This is a genomic window from Candidatus Thermoplasmatota archaeon, from assembly GCA_034660695.1.
Classification (GTDB): Archaea; Thermoplasmatota; E2; order UBA202; family DSCA01; genus JAYEJS01.
Genome location: JAYEJS010000075.1, coordinates 1 through 19,578 on the forward strand (window position 1 = coordinate 1; position 19,578 = coordinate 19,578).

Annotated in this window: 20 protein-coding genes; 13 read left to right on the plus strand and 7 right to left on the minus strand. The window is 42.3% G+C overall.

All coding sequences use genetic code 11. The annotated features are described in order from the left end of the window. On the minus strand, positions 1-2,920 hold a 2,920-nt coding region (locus U9O96_03610), incomplete at its 3' end, for a NosD domain-containing protein (protein ID MEA2054191.1). 142 nt (positions 2,921-3,062) lie between these two features. Continuing rightward, positions 3,063-5,255, minus strand: a complete 2,193-nt coding sequence (locus U9O96_03615) for a C25 family cysteine peptidase (GenBank protein ID MEA2054192.1) — start codon at positions 5,253-5,255, stop codon at positions 3,063-3,065. A gap of 94 nt (positions 5,256-5,349) precedes the next feature. Between U9O96_03615 and U9O96_03620 the strand changes: the two genes are divergently transcribed. Further along, positions 5,350-6,180 carry a TatD family hydrolase gene (locus tag U9O96_03620; protein ID MEA2054193.1) on the plus strand — a complete coding sequence of 277 codons (831 nt, stop codon included), beginning with the start codon at positions 5,350-5,352 and terminating at the stop codon, positions 6,178-6,180. On the opposite strand, the gene U9O96_03625 is transcribed toward U9O96_03620, so the two are convergent. Continuing rightward, positions 6,177-6,347 (minus strand): hypothetical protein, encoded by a 171-nt coding sequence (locus U9O96_03625; protein MEA2054194.1) that lies wholly within the window; start codon positions 6,345-6,347, stop codon positions 6,177-6,179. The two genes, U9O96_03620 and U9O96_03625, sit on opposite strands and share 4 nt — an antisense overlap. A 65-nt stretch (positions 6,348-6,412) precedes the next feature. Here U9O96_03625 and U9O96_03630 point away from each other — a divergent pair, with 65 nt between their 5' ends. Together U9O96_03630 and U9O96_03635 are read left to right on the plus strand one after the other, a co-directional pair. Next, entirely contained in the window at positions 6,413-6,871 is a 459-nt protein-coding gene (locus U9O96_03630; GenBank protein MEA2054195.1) for a dCMP deaminase family protein, read from the plus strand. After that, positions 6,868-7,650 carry a S26 family signal peptidase gene (locus tag U9O96_03635; GenBank protein MEA2054196.1) on the plus strand — a complete coding sequence of 261 codons (783 nt, stop codon included), beginning with the start codon at positions 6,868-6,870 and terminating at the stop codon, positions 7,648-7,650. Before U9O96_03630 ends, U9O96_03635 begins: the two co-directional genes overlap by 4 nt. Here U9O96_03635 and U9O96_03640 read toward each other — a convergent pair. Continuing rightward, a complete protein-coding gene (locus U9O96_03640) occupies positions 7,645-8,880 on the minus strand; it encodes an ORC1-type DNA replication protein (GenBank protein ID MEA2054197.1) in 1,236 nt (411 codons plus the stop codon). The two genes, U9O96_03635 and U9O96_03640, sit on opposite strands and share 6 nt — an antisense overlap. Positions 8,881-8,999: 119 nt before the next feature. On the opposite strand from U9O96_03640, the gene U9O96_03645 reads away from it, so the two are divergent. The 5 genes from U9O96_03645 (at position 9,000) to U9O96_03665 (ending at position 13,013) form a co-directional block, all read left to right on the plus strand. Continuing rightward, entirely contained in the window at positions 9,000-10,103 is a 1,104-nt protein-coding gene (locus tag U9O96_03645) for an MBL fold metallo-hydrolase (protein ID MEA2054198.1), read from the plus strand. 654 nt (positions 10,104-10,757) lie between these two features. Further along, the gene (locus U9O96_03650) at positions 10,758-11,549 is read left to right on the plus strand and encodes a ThiF family adenylyltransferase (protein ID MEA2054199.1); all 792 of its coding nucleotides are present in this window, start codon (positions 10,758-10,760) and stop codon (positions 11,547-11,549) included. Positions 11,550-11,584: 35 nt separating this feature from the next. Then, complete coding sequence (locus U9O96_03655; GenBank protein MEA2054200.1) at positions 11,585-11,824, plus strand: hypothetical protein; 240 nt, start codon at positions 11,585-11,587, stop codon at positions 11,822-11,824. A 6-nt stretch (positions 11,825-11,830) separates the two neighbouring features. Beyond that, positions 11,831-12,391 (plus strand): ubiquitin-conjugating enzyme E2, encoded by a 561-nt coding sequence (locus U9O96_03660; protein MEA2054201.1) that lies wholly within the window; start codon positions 11,831-11,833, stop codon positions 12,389-12,391. Further along, a complete protein-coding gene (locus U9O96_03665; GenBank protein MEA2054202.1) occupies positions 12,354-13,013 on the plus strand; it encodes a hypothetical protein in 660 nt (219 codons plus the stop codon). The genes U9O96_03660 and U9O96_03665 overlap by 38 nt, the downstream gene beginning before the upstream one ends. A 12-nt stretch (positions 13,014-13,025) precedes the next feature. Here the strand turns inward: U9O96_03665 and U9O96_03670 are convergent, their stop codons facing one another. Both U9O96_03670 and U9O96_03675 read right to left on the minus strand, forming a co-directional pair. Then, positions 13,026-13,835 carry a hypothetical protein gene (locus U9O96_03670; protein ID MEA2054203.1) on the minus strand — a complete coding sequence of 270 codons (810 nt, stop codon included), beginning with the start codon at positions 13,833-13,835 and terminating at the stop codon, positions 13,026-13,028. Between the two features lie 44 nt (positions 13,836-13,879). Beyond that, positions 13,880-14,080, minus strand: a complete 201-nt coding sequence (locus U9O96_03675) for a DUF1922 domain-containing protein (protein MEA2054204.1) — start codon at positions 14,078-14,080, stop codon at positions 13,880-13,882. A gap of 61 nt (positions 14,081-14,141) precedes the next feature. Between U9O96_03675 and U9O96_03680 the strand changes: the two genes are divergently transcribed. Further along, a complete protein-coding gene (locus U9O96_03680; protein ID MEA2054205.1) occupies positions 14,142-14,756 on the plus strand; it encodes an METTL5 family protein in 615 nt (204 codons plus the stop codon). On the opposite strand, the gene U9O96_03685 is transcribed toward U9O96_03680, so the two are convergent. Further along, positions 14,731-15,480: a DUF92 domain-containing protein gene (locus U9O96_03685; GenBank protein MEA2054206.1), complete on the minus strand. Its 750-nt coding sequence runs from the start codon at positions 15,478-15,480 to the stop codon at positions 14,731-14,733. The two genes, U9O96_03680 and U9O96_03685, sit on opposite strands and share 26 nt — an antisense overlap. A 168-nt stretch (positions 15,481-15,648) precedes the next feature. Here U9O96_03685 and U9O96_03690 point away from each other — a divergent pair, with 168 nt between their 5' ends. The 4 genes from U9O96_03690 (at position 15,649) to alaS (ending at position 19,556) form a co-directional block, all read left to right on the plus strand. Beyond that, positions 15,649-15,846: a DNA-directed RNA polymerase subunit K gene (locus U9O96_03690; protein ID MEA2054207.1), complete on the plus strand. Its 198-nt coding sequence runs from the start codon at positions 15,649-15,651 to the stop codon at positions 15,844-15,846. Between the two features lie 10 nt (positions 15,847-15,856). Further along, the gene (gene rpsB / locus U9O96_03695; GenBank protein ID MEA2054208.1) at positions 15,857-16,459 is read left to right on the plus strand and encodes a 30S ribosomal protein S2; all 603 of its coding nucleotides are present in this window, start codon (positions 15,857-15,859) and stop codon (positions 16,457-16,459) included. A 32-nt stretch (positions 16,460-16,491) separates the two neighbouring features. Beyond that, entirely contained in the window at positions 16,492-16,902 is a 411-nt protein-coding gene (locus tag U9O96_03700; GenBank protein MEA2054209.1) for a response regulator, read from the plus strand. Between the two features lie 95 nt (positions 16,903-16,997). Further along, a complete protein-coding gene (gene alaS / locus U9O96_03705; protein MEA2054210.1) occupies positions 16,998-19,556 on the plus strand; it encodes an alanine--tRNA ligase in 2,559 nt (852 codons plus the stop codon). The last annotated feature ends 22 nt before the right edge of the window (positions 19,557-19,578 follow it).

A 19,578-nucleotide genomic window follows, 5' to 3' on the forward strand; every position in this document is an offset into this window, starting at 1 on the left:
TACGTAACTGGAATGAACCACCTTTTACCAATGCTATTCCATGAGCATTAACTACTGCTGAGGGTTTAACCCACATTTCAACAGTAATTGTATCAGTAATATCTAAGCTTGCATCGTTTCCACAATCTATGTAATCATTGGTTCCATCGAATTGTAAAGCAGTTCCTGCCTTGCTTACATTTCCATCACCGAAGTTCCAGAGCCAGTCAACGATGGTTCCGTCTGCATCGGTGCTTGTATCGGTGAAGGTGATTGTGTCATCAGTAGTTGGGGAGGTTGGTGAGTGAGTAAAGTTTGCTGTTGGAGCATAATTTGGTGACACCAGCGGATGCATGTCGCCTCCACTTAGGATGTTTCCATTGGAGTCGCATGGAAGGAGTGTATCTCCTAAACCGTCTCCATTTATATCATAGCCATTGTAATTGCTCCAATAATTGCCTCCAAGGTATGGTCCCCCAATGATGTTTGTGCCTGCTGTTTTTGTTATATTCCATTTATTGTTTCCATTATCCCAAGCATTGTTCGTATTGTTGAAATAATTGTTATAGATAACATTGGTGGATGAAGATGTAAGATAAATGCCGTAGCCTGTGTTTTGCTCAAAGGTATTGTTCTTGATGACGGTATCGCTAGACGAGAAAAGGTACATTCCCTCCTGACCGTTGTCATGGATGTTGTTTTTAATAACATCATTGCCAGAGGATGTTTCCACCAAAATTCCGTCGTAGGTGTTGTCATAAACATTATTGTCGTAAACAAAATTTTCGTTGCTTGAATTAGATATTAATATGCCACAATCAGCATTTCCGTAGCAGGTATTATTGAAAACATTGTTGTAACTGCTATCTGGCTCCAGAATGATTCCATCCTCTCCATTGTCATGAGCAGTGTTGTTGGCAATGTAGCAGTAATGCGAATACATGAGTAAAATGCCCTCACCGTTGTTGCCCACACCGTTCCAGTAGGCGTCGTTGTTTGTTATATCCGTATAGTTTGAATATTCCAGTAAAATGCCGTCGTAGGTGTTGTTGTGGATAACATTGCTCTCTATACTGCAATAATTGGAATGATTGAGGAGGATGCCTACATCTCCGTTGAAGGAAACATCGCAGTTAGTGATGCTACCGTTATCAGCATTGACCAAATAAATGCCTTCCTGCCCTCCATTTTGAATGGTGAAGTTGGATATGTTCACCCAATCGATGCCTGTGTACACCACGTCACCAATACCACCACCATCGATAACAGTATTATCTCTGCTCTCTCCGGTAAGATTTATGCTTTTACTAATAACCACGTTTTCATAATATGTGCCGTTGTAAACGTGCACACTCCCGCTGTCCGTAACCGCATTTATACCATTCTGTATGTTGGCAAAATGGTCGTATTGCCATCCTGGGGTTGAAGCATCAAAGTTGTCATCAACATAAACAATGCTCGGTGGCGGAGAAGAAAAGGAAACTGTGACATAACCTGGAGTAGTTTGAGGAACATCCGGAGATTCTGATGATGTTTGAGTGGGCAAGCCAGGGTTGTAACCTCCCTCATAATACTCTACTTTAAAGGAGGTGATGGTGCCGTCGGTACCGGTATCGCCGATATCCAAATAGAAGCCAGACGTGCCGCCACTCCATTCATCATAAAATTCGGTGATATCCAGGCACATGAAGTTTGGATAGCCATGCGAACCCCCCTCCCACCAAGGTGTTCTTGTATCCAAAGGGCTAGCATGAGAGCCGACACCGAGCTCAACAGATGCCTGTCGATCACACTGCGGGTTCAGTTCCCAGGTGCTGAGCAGCGAAGGGCTATCCGTGATATACAAATCATCAAACCAGGTTACAGCAACAATATTTCCTCCCATGAAAGCGTCGTATGTCATCCAGTAATAGCCATTATCCCCAAACCCCGAACCCCATGAATTCACTACTTTGAATGCACCAGTTTCGCCGCTCTCTACATCCGTTTTTGAGTCATTATATCCAACAATGCAGTTTCCGTGATTTACACCCGGCAGCATGTTACCAGAGTTGAGTACATAATCACTCCCCCAATAATAATAGCTGCTGGCATTCAGTGCAAATGTCACTGGCAACCCACTATCCAGCAAACCTTTAACGGTGCTTACATCAGTGTAGCCAACCGGCGTGCCAAGATAGTATGTCTCGTTGATGCGATACGATGGCGCATCTCTCCAAGCATTTTCGTCACCCCAGCTCACCGGATCTAAGTCATTATAGGGCATTTTGCTCCATATGGATACACCAACTGTTTCCATGACATATCCATTAGTATACATCCAAGACCCACCATCATATCCACCGTTGCATTTGTTGTAGGTAAACGCCGGGCTGAGCAACTGGCTGTTATTGCCGATACTGGCTTCAGTCCACCCGTTGCCGCTGGCTTGTATGTAGCCGGCTGCGTAGTATGTGGATGCCCAAGCTGCACACGAACCCTGACCTCCCTGGCTACGAACTTGGGGGAAACAAGGATCAGCAGATAGGTCTCTGGAAGCACCCACTGAGGGGAATGAGCTGTTTCCCGGAGTGGGGTTCACTATCCGTATATTTCCAACCATTGCATTCCATTCCTCCTCTGTTGGAGGGGCAAATCCGGTCCCATAGCCATCGTATATTACATTATAGTTTTTGTTTGGATCATAGATGCCCACTCTTTCCTTCATCCTATTTATTTCTTCACGAGTAGCAAGATGCGAGTAGAGGTACAAATCGCTCTCACCATCGTTGCTATTATTACCGTCTATTATTGTCTTACCATCAGCCATTCCGGAATGTTCCATACCGATAACACCAAATCCGCTTCCCAAAAACAACCCCACAATCACTATTGCCATCACTTTCCCAAAACTACTTTTCCAAATTTTTCTTTTTTTATTTTTATCCATTTTGCCTATCATGTTTTTGCCTCCAACAAACGATTATACATATATATCATTGGCTCTAATATTGGCTCTAATAAGTAGTATAAAAAAAAAGCTTACTTAAATTTTTCCTCGTCCCTTTGGAAAATTGGATGGGGCATTACATTAACAGTGCATGCTAACTGGAAGTCCACAAAATATTATTCTCCATCAACAGGGAAAGGAATTCATTCAGCCTCTCGAACAGCAATTGAAACAATTTTGGATAGTATAGGGGCGTTGATACTTCTAATGGATCAGACCATGCGCTCTCGGCACCGTATAAATCCATGGCTTTTACTTTTATTTCGTAATTCCCTCTCTTATCCCACGTATGTGATGCGTTTACCTCTCCACCAGAATCATATGGGCCAATCCAGCCCGTATTTGTTCCGTCCCCCCAATCAAACATATAATAAATTTGATCGCCGTCGGGATCAACAGAAGATGTGGTATATCCATATTCCTTCCATCTTTTGCCGGAAGTTGGGCCAGTGGGTTTTTCCGGCTTATTCGGCGGCTTATTTTCATCTGGCGACTGTATTGCGACTTGCAGGGAAGGATCGCCCAATGGCTCCCACTCTTCTACAGTCTTGTAGTCGAGCTTATCCATGCTGCTGCCAAATCTATTTACATATTTGTTTATTGTTTCCTTCCATATCTCACCAAAGGTTTCAGCACCACCTGCATATGACCTAAAAGAATTCAGTTCCATAAGACCGCAGAGTCTTTGAACAGTGCTTCTGCCGTCATAGCCCCATCCGAGCCCGGTGTTGCCGCAGACTGCGATTCCGCCCCCGTCCGGATTTGATAAAAATGCCCAGCCAAAACAATTCATGCTAAATTTGCAGTTAGAACATACATTTAAAATAACGATGGGCAACTTATCTCCATTCACAAGTGAATTGATATTTCTTATTTTATATCCTCCATAAGGCAACCATACTTTATCTTTTCCATGTGGATGTGTAACCCAACTGCCTGGGCTGCCGTGCCCGGAAAAATCGATGAATCCTGCCCCTTCATACAGCGCATGGTCTATATTTGCAGGAGAATCTATTTTGTTATTAGAAGCCCATAATTTTGTGGGGTTGAAATTTCCCATAATATCCAACACTTTTTGATTGGCATACTCCCCCTCATCAATGTTATCATCGTCACCGGGAAATGTATCTCCCCCGCATACGATAATATTTTTAAACCACGGCTTCTCATAGGCCTCCATATTTTCATGGGATATTATTTTGTTCACCACCACCGTAACTTCCTCGTTGGTACTGCAGGCAGCCCTACCAATGAATACATCGGGATATAAGTCCACAAAATCTATCTCATTTTCATCATATTCCCCGAATTTGTCATTCCCATTTGAATCCCAGCTAACAAAATTACCATCCGAATCATAAATGTCAGCATAGTAAAGATCGCTTATGTAACTGCTCTCCTCCCCATCTTTAACGTAGGCACGTCTAACCGGCAATTTTTCCGAGTTTCCAACAAGCATTACATAATCTATACCCCATTCTTCTACTGCATTTTTAATGAAATATTTTATCTTCTCTGCGTCATCCCTGCCCCGAACGGTGAAATAATTGCTATTATAGATTTCATCAAGGGAAACGAGCATGGTTTTTACGTCATAGCTTTCCTTATGCTCTATCAATGGCTGCAGAGCATCGCTGAACTCAGATGGCGATACAATGAGCAGATCGTAAGCATCAGCAAAAAGCGGCTGTATCGACTCTTCATAGCTGATTTTTATTTTGATATTGGTTGCATATTGCAGGATATTCAATGCCGGCAAATATCTCACTGGGTAGACACTGACGGATAGAAACGTCACACGTTCTCCGTTATCTATTCCGCCACCAGTTCTGTAATAACACCATCTTTCTGGATAGGGGGCAGTACTGCCATATACTCCCTCGTTTTCAACTACCTTTTTGGGAGAATATTTGCCATCAAGCAATATAGGTTCTGGAGCAGGTTCAATTTTCTTATCCAGTTTCATTGTTCTAATAGCCAGTGGTATACATTCCACTCCAAGTATCTTTGTTCCGAGTGGGAACGTTAGTACGGTTGAATGAACGGGCAGGATGGGTTCGCTGGCAACCAGTGTGGAATTTGCCTCTTTTACATTTACAGCCACATAGTTTTCATTGCTGCTCACAGTAGGCCTGGAAAAACTTAATGAAATTTCAGTAATAACATTCACATTTCCAACGCCCGCCTTTCCGGCATTATATACCCCAGCTATTCCACCACTGCTAAAAAGTAATATCGCTACCACCAGCATAACAGCGACTTTTGTCTTTTCTGTTTTTACTGCCATAACCCATTATCTCTTGTATATTTTTAAACGTTTTTGTGCTGACAAGCTGCCAATTCCTGCATACTATATATTTGATTGTATATTACACCCGGTTATGATAATTCTCGACAACCACATGCATCTTCGCCGCGACGGCCGTTACATTCAGGCAGTGAAAGAATTTAAGCGGGCGGGAGGGACTCATCTCATACTCTGCCAAATGCCCATGGTGGAAAAAGTGATCGGGGAAAAGAGTTATATGCCCGCTTACAAGGAAACAGTGAAAATGGCTGAGGGAGCAGGCATTGCTACGGGCATAAAAATTTTTGTTACAGTTGGGCCATATCCAGCAGATTATCTTGCACTGAGAAAAAAATTCGGGAGGGATGAAGCAAAGAAAATCATGTTCAGAGGCATGGAGGAAGCACAACAGTTTTGCATTGAAAGAAATGCGATAGCAATCGGGGAGATAGGCCGCCCCCACTTTGAAGTGGATGAGCAGGCATGGGAGGACAGCAATAAAATAATGGCATACGGAATGAAAATGGCTGAAGAAGCAAACGTGCCGGTCGTTCTTCATACGGAGAGCATTGGCCCAGACGGTTTTAAAGAACTGGCAGAAATGGCAGACAGAGTTGGCATGGAAAAGGCAAGAGTTGTGAAGCATTTTTCCCCGCCTCTTGTAAAGGAAGAAGAAAACCACGGCATATTTCCTTCAATATTGTCAACAGAAAAAGCGATCAAGGAAGCTCTGGCCAAGGGAACAAGATTTTTTATGGAAACGGATTATATTGATGACCCGCTGCGTCCCGGCGCCGTGCTTGGATTGAAGACAGTGCCGAGGAGAGTGAAAAAATTTCTGGAGGAAGGGATAACGAGCGAGGAAGATGTGTACAAGATTCATAAAGACAATCCAGAAAAAGTTTATGGAATTTCGATGGATTAGTGTATTGTGCCCAGTACGATCTCTGCACTCTTGGGCGTTACAATTTCTTTGCCGCATTTTTTGCACATCCAGTATACTTTATTGCCATATACGTGGTGAATCATTTCAGTTCCGCAATACGGGCAGTGTCTCATTTTATCATCATTTTGCTTTCTTTTTGCTTTCAATATGGCGTTTTGTCTATATAAACATTTCGACGTATATTTTAAAAAAAGGCGATATATTACAAGCGATGAAAACGTCCAGGCCGGCATACGACGAGTATTTTATGAGGATAGCAAAAATCGTTGCAACACGCTCTACTTGCCTGAGAAGACATGTAGGGGCGGTAATTGTAAGGAATAACCACATTTTGTCAACGGGGTATAACGGCCCTCCAAAGGGTTTCAAGCATTGTGATGAAACTGGATGCATGAGAGAGAAACTGGACATACCGCGCGGGGAAAGACATGAATTGTGCAGGGGCCTGCATGCAGAACAAAACGCTATAATCCAGGCGGCGGTGTTTGGCGTTTCCATAAAAGGTGGAACTATATATGTAACTCACTTTCCGTGCAGCGTTTGTGCAAAAATGCTGGTGAATGCCGAGTTGAAAGAGATTGTTTATAAAATAATGTATCCGGATGAACTTTCATTGGAAATTTTGAAGGAAAGTAATTTAAATGTGAGGCAATTAAGGGTGCCGCAATGAATGAAAAAATTCTCCTTACAATTAGGGATGTTCTCGCTGCAGTAGCCATAGTGGGCATAATAATCACTGCATTATGGGCATACACAGGCCAGTTCCCCGATACGCCGATGGTTGTCGTTACCTCCGGCTCGATGATGCATGACAATGCCCCTTACGGAAAGATTGGGACGATAGACCCCGGAGACCTAGTTCTGGTGAAAAAAATTTCCAGCAGGGATGGCATAACAGTAAGAGGTGAAAGTAGCAATCCTGCAACAGGCCACAGGACATACAGCGATTACGGGGATGTAATAATTTATTATCCAATGGGAAATAGGGATAGAACGCCGATCATACACCGCGCCATATGCTGGGTTGAGTATAAAGGAGGAAAATATACGGTAAGGGAATACGGAATAGAAGATGCATCGGTAATATCCATACCAGAACTCCACATATCTGGCTATAAGCCCATGAACAGCGGATTTATAACGAAGGGTGATAATAACGAATTGCCAGACCAGTATCCCAGCGGGGGGATATGTGCACAGCCCGTAAAGCCGGAGTGGATTATCGGGAAGGCGAGAGGTGAACTGCCCTGGTTTGGAATGATAAAATTGATGATAGCAGGCAATCAAGAAGTGAATGCCGAGAATGGATGGGTAAAGGTGGGAAAGGCTGTAGCCCCTAAAGATATATGGGTCTGTCTTGGCCTCTCATTAGTTGCTATTTCAGCCATACCCATTTCACTGGATGCCTACGAATATTACCGGAAAAAAAAAGATTCGGAGAGCCTATAATAAACGCGATTGTATTTTAAGTTTTAAACTTTTTAAGTCGGGAAGATCTGGTATAATGTCATCTTTTGACAATATTTTCTCTATCTTCCTTATGGGCGTGGAAACCTGTATTTCTTTTGTCCTTCCATACCTGCCCTTCGAAATAACTCTGGCGGTTATGATGCCCAGCATGTCCAGTTCCGATATCAAATCTGCTATCCTCCTTTGCGTCAGAATATCCATCCCTGCCTTCATGCAAAGCTGCTTGTAGACATTATAGATGTCTCCCGTATTCGGAGGAACATCAAATATCTGGTCTCCGATAACAGCGGCCATGAGAACCATTTTGGACTGTGCGGGCAGTGTGGACACAACTTCCTTGACCCTGTCGATTTCTATTTTGTTAACGGCCAGCCTTACATGTTCCTCCAGTATTTTATTTTCTCCAGAGCGGTCAGCGATTTCAGCGGACACACGCAGCAGGTCCAGCGCCCGCCTTGCGTCGCCATGCTCCTGCGCCGCCAGGGCCGAACATAGGGGTATTACCGATTCATCAAGAACATTTTCTTTGAATGCAATTTTCGCCCTCTCCCCGAGAATATTTTCTAGCTGGTTTGCCGCATAAGGGGGAAAAATCATATTTTCCTCGCCGAGAGACGACTTAACCCTCGGGTCAAGAAATTCGGTGAACTTCAGATCATTTGATATTCCTATCAGGGATGTCTTTGCCTTTTGCAGACAGCTGTTCATGCGAGAGAGGTTATAAAGCACCTCGTCCCCTTTCAACTTGTCCACTTCGTCAAGGACGATTATCACAACGCTCTCACTGTTATCTATTCGCTTTACCAATTTTGAATAAACCTCATCCGTCGGCCAGCCCGTAAATGGAATGCGCTCCGACCAGTCTTCCATAAAATGATTTGCTATATTCTGCAAAACCCTGTACTGGGTGTCAACTATCTCACAATTAATGTATACGAAATGTGTAACCCTGTTCAATTCCGAGCCTTTTATGGACAAACGTTTGCCAACATATCTTGTCACTGCAGTCTTACCCGTACCTGTCTTCCCATAAATAAATACGTTGGAAGGCGTTTCTCCCTTCAACGCCGGCACGAGCACGGAAGCCAATTCGTCTATATTTTTCTCCCTGTGAGGCAATATATCAGGCACATATGATGGACGCAAAACTTCTTTATTTTTAAATATATTGCTGGATTTCAGTAAACTTTTGAATATGTCATCATTCATTTTTCCCCCTTAAAATGAATATGAGTTGGTTAAATAAACCTTGTGGGATATGTGTTAGCATGTTCTTTAGAAGGATAAAGATATGGTAAAAAGTTTTTTAAGCACGATGTTAAAAATAAATGGATTTGTATGTTAAAGGCAAAAAGCCTATACTTTATATCACGATAAAAATAAATAAAACGGCTGTTTTATTCGATGTAATGGAAATCAAACTCGTATGGTTCGACTCCATGGGAGCAAAGTCAGCCTGCACATTAATTAAAACGAAGGATACAAGCATACTAATCGACCCGGGTGCAGCAGCGATGCAGCCATCATACCCGCTACCAAAAGAAAAGAAAATATTTTATAAGAAAAAAGCGATGGAAAACATAATCAATACTTCTAAAGAAGCTGAATTTATAGTAATATCCCATTATCATTACGACCATTATTCATCGCCCCTCTCAAATAAGGAATTGTATGAAGGGAAGGAATTGTGGATAAAAGATCCAAATCAATGGATAAATCTCTCCCAATGGAAGAGGGGCAGGAAATTTTTGGAAGAATTGTGTTTTGCCTTTAATGGCAACCTTAAAACGAAAGATAGCGAGAAAAAAATTTTTGAAGATCCATTCGATGAATTGGATATAGCAAAGAATAAGGATTTTGGCAAGTATCAATCTAGGAGGGAAGAACTGTTGGATAAATGGAGGAAGAATTTCATTTCATTAACGAATCATTGGTCAACGAATGAGTGGATTGAAGAACCGATATTGGAAAATGCATCGGTGTATTTCGCCGATGGAAAGAAAATGAAAATAGGCGATACGACTATCCGATTCACGAAACCATTATTCCACGGAATAGAATATGCACGAACCGGGTGGGTCATTGCAACGATTGTCGAATGCAATGGAGAAAAAATCATACATTCCTCAGATTTACAGGGGCCTGTCATCGAGGATTATGCACAATGGTTGATCGATGAAAAGCCGGATATATTGATATTGGATGGACCGGCAACTTATTTATTGGGCTACATGTTGAATAAAATAAACATGAATAGGATCATTCAAAATGCTTGTCGAATCTCTAAGGAAGGAAACCCTGGGCTGATGATATACGACCACCATTTGCTCAGGGGAAAGAAATTTAGGGAGAGGACAGAAGAAGTCTGGCTGAAAAATGTAACTACGGCAGCTGAATATAATAGAGAAGAGCCGCTTATTTCCAGATTGTGACAACAAAAGTTATTTTAATGATGATTACTTGGTAATTATTGAATATAGTGTCCGATAAAAAATTAAAAATGAAAGATCTAATTTTAGTCTCCAATAGAGAGCTATATATTCAAGAAAAGACGGGAAAGGGCATTAGATGTAGGAAGGCTACTGGAGGATTGATCTCCGCTCTAGATTCGGTAATGCAATTATGCAATGGATTGTGGATAGCGTGGGGAAGTAGCAAGGGCGATTTTACCACCGGCAATACAACAGAAGTTCCTCCCGAAGATCCAAAATATAAGTTGAAAAGGATCAAATTGTCGGAGGACGAAGTTGAAAATTATTATCGAGGATTCTCAAATCGCACTTTATGGCCATTATTTCATTTATTCATTGATAAAACAATATTTAGCAAAAAATATTGGAGATACTACCAAAGAGTGAATTCCAAATTCGCGACCACTGTTTTGGAAGAAAACAAGAATTTTATCTGGATTCGTCCTTACCATCATTCTTGTTGTATTAATTTTGTAAATTTTTTGCTAACAAAAATTCATTTAATATTTGCGTAACACGTCCTGCGGCGGGACATTCTCTGTTCAGGGAGTTATATTAAATTGATATACTTCCTGTCAGCCAAACAATACTTAAGTAATAATATATTACACAAGCGTGGGCGAGGAATTACTGAAAGTTGGTGCTATTGACGAGGATAAATACGAGAGGTCGAAACGTTTGGGATGGTTTAAGCTAGATAAGGTAAAAAAGGCAAAGGTGCTTGTGGTAGGTGCCGGAGCCCTTGGAAACGAGACGTGCAAGGATCTCGTGCTTTCAGGATTCAGGAATATCACGCTCGTCGACATGGATTACGTAGTTATGTCGAATTTGAACAGGTGCATCTTTTTTTCGGATGGAGATGCAAGAAAAAAGAGGAATAAGGCAGAGGTTGTGGCGGAGAAATTAAAAATGCTCGACGAATCTGTTAACGTACGTGCATTTGTTAGCAAAATTGAGGATTTTCCAGATGATTTCATTCCATCACATGACATAGTCCTCGGCTGTCTGGATAACATTTTGGCAAGGCTCCATGTAAACGCTCATTCATATTTTCACAATGTGCCCTACATCGACGGAGCCACACGGGGCCTCATCGGCAAAGTTCAGATAGTAATCCCTCCAGAAACCAGTTGCCTTGAATGCGGGATGAATTCAACACACAACAAAATCAGAAATTTAAGATACAGCTGCACGGGCAGGAACATCTCATTTTTTGAGCCGAAATTAGCGGCCGATGTGAATACAACAAGCATCGTATCGGCAGTCCAGGTTCAGGAAGCTTTAAAGATTGTGCACGGGAGGGACAACCTCATAAAAAATATTTTTTATTACGATGGAAACAGAAACTTCTCGGATGTTATGGAATTGCCAATAAATCCTGCATGTCCGCATCATGACAAACGATAAATATTTAAGTTATTCCCCAATTTTGGACTGATAAAATGAAACTATCAGTAAAAGACGCCGAGACGGGAAATAAAATCAGTATGGATGTTGAGGGCGATAACACGGTAGAAGAAATTGTGGAAAGCGCTGCCAACTACTGGAATAAGGACCCGGGCGCATATGTCGTAAGGTTCGGGAAAAAAGTGCTTGGGGGACAGACAAGTATTGATGGAACAAAACTGCAGGATGGGGACGTTGTTGAGTTAATTCCTGACCCAGAAGGCGGCTATTGGTGATGAAAATTGCCCCTCCCTAAAGACCTCCTCGTATCCAGATTGAAAAACGAGCTTCGGGAATGCAGGAAAGATTTTAGACACTATTTTTCTTTATCTGACCCAGATTTTAATAAATTCCCTGTGAGTATAATGGTTACGCTTGTGAATACGCCCGGCCCGATAATGGAAGGAAACAAAATAAGAAGCAGGTACAATCACAAGTTACAGATTACCATAACCGAGGATTATCCGTTCCAGACGCCGATAGTCAGATGGCGGAGTAAGATTTTTCACCCGAATATAATGCTCCCCTCTGATGGAGGGTATATATGCACCAAGTTGCTAGATGAATGGAGCTTCCGGTCAAATCTTCCGGCTTTTATAAGGGGCATCGAATCGCTGCTTTTGAATCCCAATCCCGATAACCCATACGATAATGATACCTGTACCAAGGCTGCCGAGTATTTCAACAAACACCCGTATAATCCGCCGTTGCCGGACAAATCAAGGGCCGGACATAAAAAGCCGTTAATTATTGGAGAAGAAGAGAATGGTACGGATAACAGGCGAAAAAAGAAAAAATCCTAGAGAGCATAGACCTCCAGAAAACATATTGTTCGACTACGCCCCCGAAAAAAGCGGTGATGCCCTAAAAAATTTTGTATCACAGCGATTGTATAATCTCGGCATTGAAAAAATTGACAGCGATTTCGTGACGAAAGAAAAAGAAGTTGCCACATACTACGACAAAAAACTTAATCTTTATATTGAGAGCCATGCAGTCGATGAAATACTGGAACACTGTGCCGTGATGGCCAACAAAGGGCTGGAGGCGCTGGGTTTTTTGGCCGGAGATTTGTACAGATGGAATGGAGAAGATTTCTCTGTCATCCATGATATTGTTACGGGCAAATTGAATTCCACTCCAGTATCTGTAAAATTTAAAAAAGATGCATTCGAAAATCTTTTTGACCAGCTTGATGAAATTGGGTATGATTACATTCTTATCGGTTGGTACCATTCCCATCCAGGATATACGAGTTTTATGTCCCCTGTTGACATGGATACGCAGAGCAGAATGTTTAATAAGCCATTTCACGTGGCACTGGTCGCCGACCCCATAAATATGGAATTGAAAGCTTTCCGTATTGTAGACGAAAGGTGCATAGAGATACCGTATGCTGTCTTTGAAGATAACGATAGCATATAAATGACCAGGGCACTATTTTCTCCTGTCCAGTTCTTTCAAAACTTTAACTGCTTCCCCTTTAAAATAATCCTTTATTGACCTGTAATATGCATCCGGAATTTTTTTCTTGTCATGTTCGATTTCAAGTGCTTTGAGCGAATTTGTCAGCAGTTTCTTTCTCAACTCCAAAGCCTCAACCGGTTCTTTCCCAAGCCTTCTTTCATCCTTACGTTTTTTTCCGGCCAATGCAATGAGAACTATGGCCAGCAATATTGCGACCGAGCCCGCCAAAATGGACAATATGTCTATATTTGTTTTCCCACCGGGAGATATCTCCACGAATTCTACCCAGAAACCATCACCTTTTTCAAGTGATTTTAAAGTAGAGGCATACTCATTGCCGCCCTTATATTCTATCGGGATATTCCCCCTCGGATATTTTGCGGACTCTATATTTATCTCCATCAAATCCGTATGATAAATAATTCTATTCTCAAATTTGCCGTCGATAGTATAGCTCACATTTATTGATATATTCCCTCCCGCAGGTATGACTATTCCATTCTCTCCCAGATTTATCTCAACTATATTTTCTTCAAAAACCCCGGCCAATTCTTTTCCCTCGCATTCTATCTTAGGGTTGGAAGTCGCCCAAATCTCTATCGTACCATTATATTTTCCGAGCGTGCTAGTAAAAAAAATCCTTTCGTTTACTTCATCCCCCACTATGCTTATATCTTCCTTTTCGACCTTTATATTGTCTCCAGGCGATGATGCAGAGTATGGCATTAACAACAAAGCCACTGCAGATAATGCGATTGCAATTACGGCAATTTTTCTCACAGCATCACTCTTTTGCAATACATTTTAATAAATAACTTTTTGGGTCACTTTTCCATCAATTTTTTATTTATCTCAGCCACTGCAATGCCTATCTCCCTGGCATCCTTTGCCCTGTAAAGTATTCTTCTTTCTTTCACTTCAAATTTCTTACCGCATCTGGTACATGCCGTCGTTTTTTGTCCCAACCTTACAGCCCGTGCCATCCTGCATTTTGGACAGACCACAACCCCGTAATCGTCTTTCATCCGCAATGGCAAGAATCGATAATGTAATATTTAAAGTATTATGTGCATTCTTATGGCAGCCATGAAAAAGAAAGAACTCGAGATGATACTGCAGAAAGTTTCCGGTATAGAAAACCCCTCTCCATCACTGGAACAGTACCAGACGCCCGCTGGCATAACGGCAGACATACTCTTCAATGCCTATGGCGATATAAATGGAAAAGAAGTCATTGATCTGGGCTGTGGCACGGGAATTTTTTGTATAGGGGCTGCCCTGCTCGGTGCGAAAAAAGTTGTGGGAATAGACATTGACAAATCTGCTGTCGAAACGGCGGAGAAACAGGCAAATGAATTGGTGGGCGAGGAAAATGACATTACATTCATTGTGAAAGATGTGGAAAACGTATCAGTAAAAGCAGACGTTGTGATAATGAATCCCCCTTTTGGCTCGCAGCGGAGCAACAGAAATGCAGACAGAATTTTTTTAAAAAAAGGATTGGAGATAGCCCCCATCGTTTATTCCACCCATTTGAAAAAAACGATTCCTTTTATAAAAACGCTTATATCCTCATTGGATGGAGAAATCACATTCTCCAGGGATTACTCTTTTCCAATAAAAAGGATGTTTGCATTCCACAGAAAGAGAATGGCAACATATGATGTAACATTGCTCAGAATAGCAAAACAGCAAAAATAAATGCTATGAGGGATGCAATAGAAATTGATAATAAATTGACATCGCTGTTTGTAAGAATTGCATCTGATGGAAGCTGGCTCTCCCGCCCCTTATCCCCCCCCTGAAGCGTGGCACCTAGCAGTGAATCGATATGACAGCCGATGAACCCCATGACGATTGAGAATATGAACCATTTAAGTTCCATGTTAATTAAAAAAAATGCCGAAATTGAGATTACGAATGCTCCAAGAACAGCGGCACCCTCCCCGAGCAATGATATGCCACCATTTGCGCCCGTTTCGGTTCTCTTGAGATTGGTTATAAGGTATACGTCATCCGAAAGAACTCCTATTTCCGAGGCAAATGTGTCAGAGGTTGCAGTTGCTATTGCCACGACGAACGGAACAGCCATTTTTTCCGAAGAAAATGACAGCGACAGAAAAGCGAGCACGGCCGGCACCATCCCGTTGGCAATAACATTTCTGGCTTTTCTCATTCCGTTTCCCCGCTCATGCAGCCCCTTCCTTTCTTTATAACCGAAGCGGAATTTTGTCGATAAAAAACCCAGAAAAAGGAATAGTATAAGCAACAGGAACCACTTTATTCCGGTTGAGAACAGTATTATAACGCCTATCAATACCGCAACCGCCGTGCCCTTAACATCAAGCACCTTATATCTCAATGAAAATAGGGCGAAAAGAAGGCATATTATTATTTTTATTGCCACACCGATAATCTGGTCCATGCATAACACCAATTTCTATTCCCTCTCAAATTGCTCAACTCCACAACATAAAGAAAGAAAACTATTTAGAGTTTATGTAATTTTGTATGTACCCCTAACCGAATTTAACAATAAAACTTTTAAATAACGTCTGCATACATAGCTCGCAAAAGGTTTTAGAGGTGTAATGTGCATTATACTAGATTTGAGAAAGCCCGGATAATCGGTGCAAGGGCGTTGCAAATAACAATGGGTGCTCCCCTACTGATAAAGCAGCCTAAAGGTAAAGGCAACCCTGTTGAACTTGCATTAATTGAATTAAACAAAGGAGTTATCCCGATGACTGTAAAGCGAAAGGGAAAGATTATAAAAGGTCCTGTTGTATAGGGGGGATTACATGGAAGAAGAAAAAATGCTTGTATCTGAAGAAATGTACATTTCCTGTGGTACTGAAATAGGGACACAACAAAAGACAGTACATATGGAACCATTCATAGCTAGGGTGAGAAATGACGGGCTTTATATCATAGACATAACGGAGAGCGATCGCCGTATAAGAATCGCAGGTAAACTTCTTGCGAGATACGATCCAAAAAAAATTCTCGCCGTGGCAGTACGTCAATACGCCCAAAAACCCATATCCAAGCTTACTGAAGCGACGGGCATAACCGCCATGCCGGGAAGATTTTTGCCTGGAACGCTTACAAACTCCCACTGCGACACATTTACAGAGCCGGATATCATCCTTCTAACAGACCCCATAGGGGACTCTCAGGCACTTAAGGAGGCAGTAAATGTTGGCATACCTGTAATTGCTCTCTGTGACACAAATAATGAGACAAAATATGTGGATTATGTCATACCCGTGAACAATAAGGGAAGAAAATCCCTTGCTCTTACCTATTGGCTTATTACAAGAGAAATTCTTAAGAATAGGGGAGAGATAAAGAGTTACGAAGAATTTGAGATGAGGGCTGAAGATTTTGAGGCTGAATTGTAAAAAGTTATAAATATGTCTCTATTACTTTGGAGATGACAGAAGAAACAAAAATTGTACTGGTTGTGGATGACGAAGAAACAATGCAGGATTTGATAAAGAGGAATCTTTCTCGATCCAGCATGCCAATAAAAGTTTATAGTGAACTGAGTGGGGAAGGAGGCGTTGATAAATACAGGGAGCTTATGAAAAAAAATAGAACCCCCCATTTAGTAATAATGGATCTCAATCTTACCCAGTGGGGCGAGGGAAAGATAGACGGCGTGGAAGCGACGAAGAGAATATTGGACATGGATCCCGATGCCCAGATATATGGATATACTGCATGGTTTGCCACCAGATGGGCAAAGAATCTGGAGGATGCCGGTGCAAAGAAAGTAATAGAGAGAACAATTCTTCCATCCGAATTTAGAAGGATGGTCGAAGAAGTTCTGAGAGGAAAATAGTCCGGTTCGTCAGTCCGTTTACTTCCCAATCCGTTCAATACATTATGCTTTTTTTCCATCAAACTTTTTATAAAACCTTTCCATATATAGGCAGAATGCAATCAGATTTGCAAAAATTCCTGCAGTTGGACTTCTTCGGGCAGGAAGGCTTCTCGCGAAAAAAATGCAAAAAATGCGGTTCTTACTTCTGGACAACGGGCAAGGGCCAAGAATTGTGCGGGGATGCTCCCTGCGTTCCCTACTCTTTCATAGGCAGCCCTCTCGGAAACAAAAAACATGACCTTTCTTCCATGAGAGAATTATTTCTCTCTTTTTTTGAGCGTAACGGCCATACAAGATTGAAACGCTACCCTGTCGTGGCAAGATGGCGTTCCGACGTTTATTTGACCATAGCGTCGATAGCGGACTTTCAGCCCCATGTAACTTCAGGTGAAGTACCCCCTCCAGCAAATCCCCTCGTAATATCCCAGCCGAGCATACGCCTCAACGATCTGGAGGAAGTCGGAAGAAGCGGCAGGCATCTGACGATGTTCGAAATGATGGGGCATCACGCTTTTAACAATCACGACAAGGTGTACTGGAGCGAGGAGACAATCAGGTATTGCAGCGATTTCCTGGAGAAGCTGGGTATAAAAAAAGATAGGGTGACATACAAGGAAGGAAAATGGCATGGCGGAGGAAATGCGGGAGCATGCCTGGAAGTTATTGTTTCGGGTATGGAAGTGGCAACCCTTGTATTTATGAATTTGAGGAAAGATAAAAATGGAAAGTATGAGGTGAATGGAGAGCATTACTCCGAGATGCCCATGCGTATTGTTGATACGGGGTACGGGCTGGAAAGGCTTGTATGGTTGACTCAAGGCTCCCCCACAATATATGATGCCATATTTCAGGATGTGATAAAAAATATTGTGGATAAGGCAGGAATCAAAGGCAACAAACTTCATGACATTTATGCGGTGGCAGATCATGCCAGATGTCTTGCATTTATGCTGAGTGATGGTATAGTTCCTTCAAATGTAGAGGAAGGATATCTCGCACGACTGCTTATCAGAAGGTCATTGCGTCTTCTCTCGCATCTTGATATAGATATTCCACTGGCAGATATCGTAAACATGCATCTAAATTCTCTTTCCCCTGATTTTCCGGAACTTATTGAATCTCGAGAAGTGATTAGAGACGTGCTGGAAAACGAGACAAAAAAGTTTTATGCAACCCTTGAAAAAGGAAAAAGGCTTGTCGCCCGGTATATGGAGGGAAAGGACAGCATACCCGCTGAAAAACTCATCCAGTTTTATGATACTTACGGAATACCCCCTGAGGTCGTAAAGGAAGTTGCAGGAAAAGTAAACATTCCAGAAAATTTTTATCCCATGGTGGCCGAAATCCACAGCCATGCTTCAGATGAGAAAAAAGAGGAAGAAAAATCAGACTACACGACAGAGCTTTTGTTTTATGATAAACCGTACGACAAAAAATTTGAAGCCACCGTTCTGTGGAAGGGAAACATCAGGGGCAAAACAGGTGTTATACTTGATAGAACCCTTTTTTATCCAGAAGGCGGCGGACAGGAATCCGATACGGGTGTGTTAATCCAGAACGGAAAGAAGTGCAGGGTTTTAAGGGCGGAAAAGAAAGGAAATGCTGTTGTTCATATAATAGATGGGAAAATCAACGAAGGGGACGTGCAGGGAGAAATAGACTGGCAGAAGAGATATGCGTCCATGCGTCATCATACTGCGACCCATATAATAAACGCTTCTGCAAGAAAAGTCCTTGGAAAACATATATGGCAGAGGGGCTCGCAGCTAAATGAGACTGAGGCAAGGCTCGATGTTTCCCACTTCAGGAGGATTTCCCCGGATGAAATAAAAGAAATAGAGAGAAAGGCTAACGCTATTGTGATGCAGGCAAAATCTGTAACGAAAGAGTGGCTTCCGAGGAGTGAAGCCGAGAAAAAGTATGGAATGCGTATCTATCAGGGCGGCCCACCCAAAGGAAGTGTTCTTCGTATAGTCGATATTCCCGAAATAGAAGTTGAGGCATGCGGCGGCACTCATGTTGACAATACAGCGGAGATAGGATTCATAAAAATCACGGCAACGGAAAGGATACAGGATGGGGTGGAGAGAATAAAATTCTGTGCGGGCTATAAGGCACTGGAGTACGTGCACAGGCAGGAAGATATCCTCAAAGAAACGGCGGGCATTTTGAATGTCGATACTTCAGTTCTGCCAAAGACAGTAAAAAGATTTTTCGATGAATGGAAAAAGTTACGGAAGCAGGTAGAAAAGTTGCAGAAAAGTACGGCATACAGTACAGCCGAGACCGCTGAAGGCACAGAAATAGTTACACAGGATGAGCTCACTCCATCAGCCATAAAGGATATAACCAGCAGGGGCAATGCCGTTGTCATCTCAGGAAGCAGGGCGGAAAAATCGGCCGTGATAAGAGTAGCATCTTCTCCGGGCATAGGCGTAGATTGTTCGGCAATATCCAGGGCAGTTGGCCGCATCCTGGGCGGGCGCGGGGGTGGGAGGCAGGAGGTGGCACAGGCCGGAGGGCCCATAGTCGAGAAACTTGAAGAAGCAAAAAAGAAAGCAGTTGAAATGGTGAGAAGACAATTGAAAGAAAAGAAAGAAAAAAATTTATGAGGGCAGGACATTTCACAACAGA

What these genes read in the sequence shown, in the direction of transcription:
- U9O96_03615 (MEA2054192.1), bottom strand. Translation starts at nt 5,255, where the DNA reads ATGGCAGTAAAAACAGAAAAGACAAAAGTCGCTGTTATGCTGGTGGTA.
- U9O96_03620 (MEA2054193.1), top strand. Translation starts at nt 5,350, where the DNA reads ATGATAATTCTCGACAACCACATGCATCTTCGCCGCGACGGCCGTTAC.
- U9O96_03630 (MEA2054195.1), top strand. Translation starts at nt 6,413, where the DNA reads ATGAAAACGTCCAGGCCGGCATACGACGAGTATTTTATGAGGATAGCA.
- U9O96_03635 (MEA2054196.1), top strand. Translation starts at nt 6,868, where the DNA reads ATGAATGAAAAAATTCTCCTTACAATTAGGGATGTTCTCGCTGCAGTA.
- U9O96_03640 (MEA2054197.1), bottom strand. Translation starts at nt 8,880, where the DNA reads ATGAATGATGACATATTCAAAAGTTTACTGAAATCCAGCAATATATTT.
- U9O96_03645 (MEA2054198.1), top strand. Translation starts at nt 9,000, where the DNA reads ATGGATTTGTATGTTAAAGGCAAAAAGCCTATACTTTATATCACGATA.
- U9O96_03655 (MEA2054200.1), top strand. Translation starts at nt 11,585, where the DNA reads ATGAAACTATCAGTAAAAGACGCCGAGACGGGAAATAAAATCAGTATG.
- U9O96_03665 (MEA2054202.1), top strand. Translation starts at nt 12,354, where the DNA reads ATGGTACGGATAACAGGCGAAAAAAGAAAAAATCCTAGAGAGCATAGA.
- U9O96_03675 (MEA2054204.1), bottom strand. Translation starts at nt 14,080, where the DNA reads ATGAAAGACGATTACGGGGTTGTGGTCTGTCCAAAATGCAGGATGGCA.
- U9O96_03680 (MEA2054205.1), top strand. Translation starts at nt 14,142, where the DNA reads ATGAAAAAGAAAGAACTCGAGATGATACTGCAGAAAGTTTCCGGTATA.
- U9O96_03685 (MEA2054206.1), bottom strand. Translation starts at nt 15,480, where the DNA reads ATGGACCAGATTATCGGTGTGGCAATAAAAATAATAATATGCCTTCTT.
- rpsB (MEA2054208.1), top strand. Translation starts at nt 15,857, where the DNA reads ATGGAAGAAGAAAAAATGCTTGTATCTGAAGAAATGTACATTTCCTGT.
- U9O96_03700 (MEA2054209.1), top strand. Translation starts at nt 16,492, where the DNA reads ATGACAGAAGAAACAAAAATTGTACTGGTTGTGGATGACGAAGAAACA.
- alaS (MEA2054210.1), top strand. Translation starts at nt 16,998, where the DNA reads ATGCAATCAGATTTGCAAAAATTCCTGCAGTTGGACTTCTTCGGGCAG.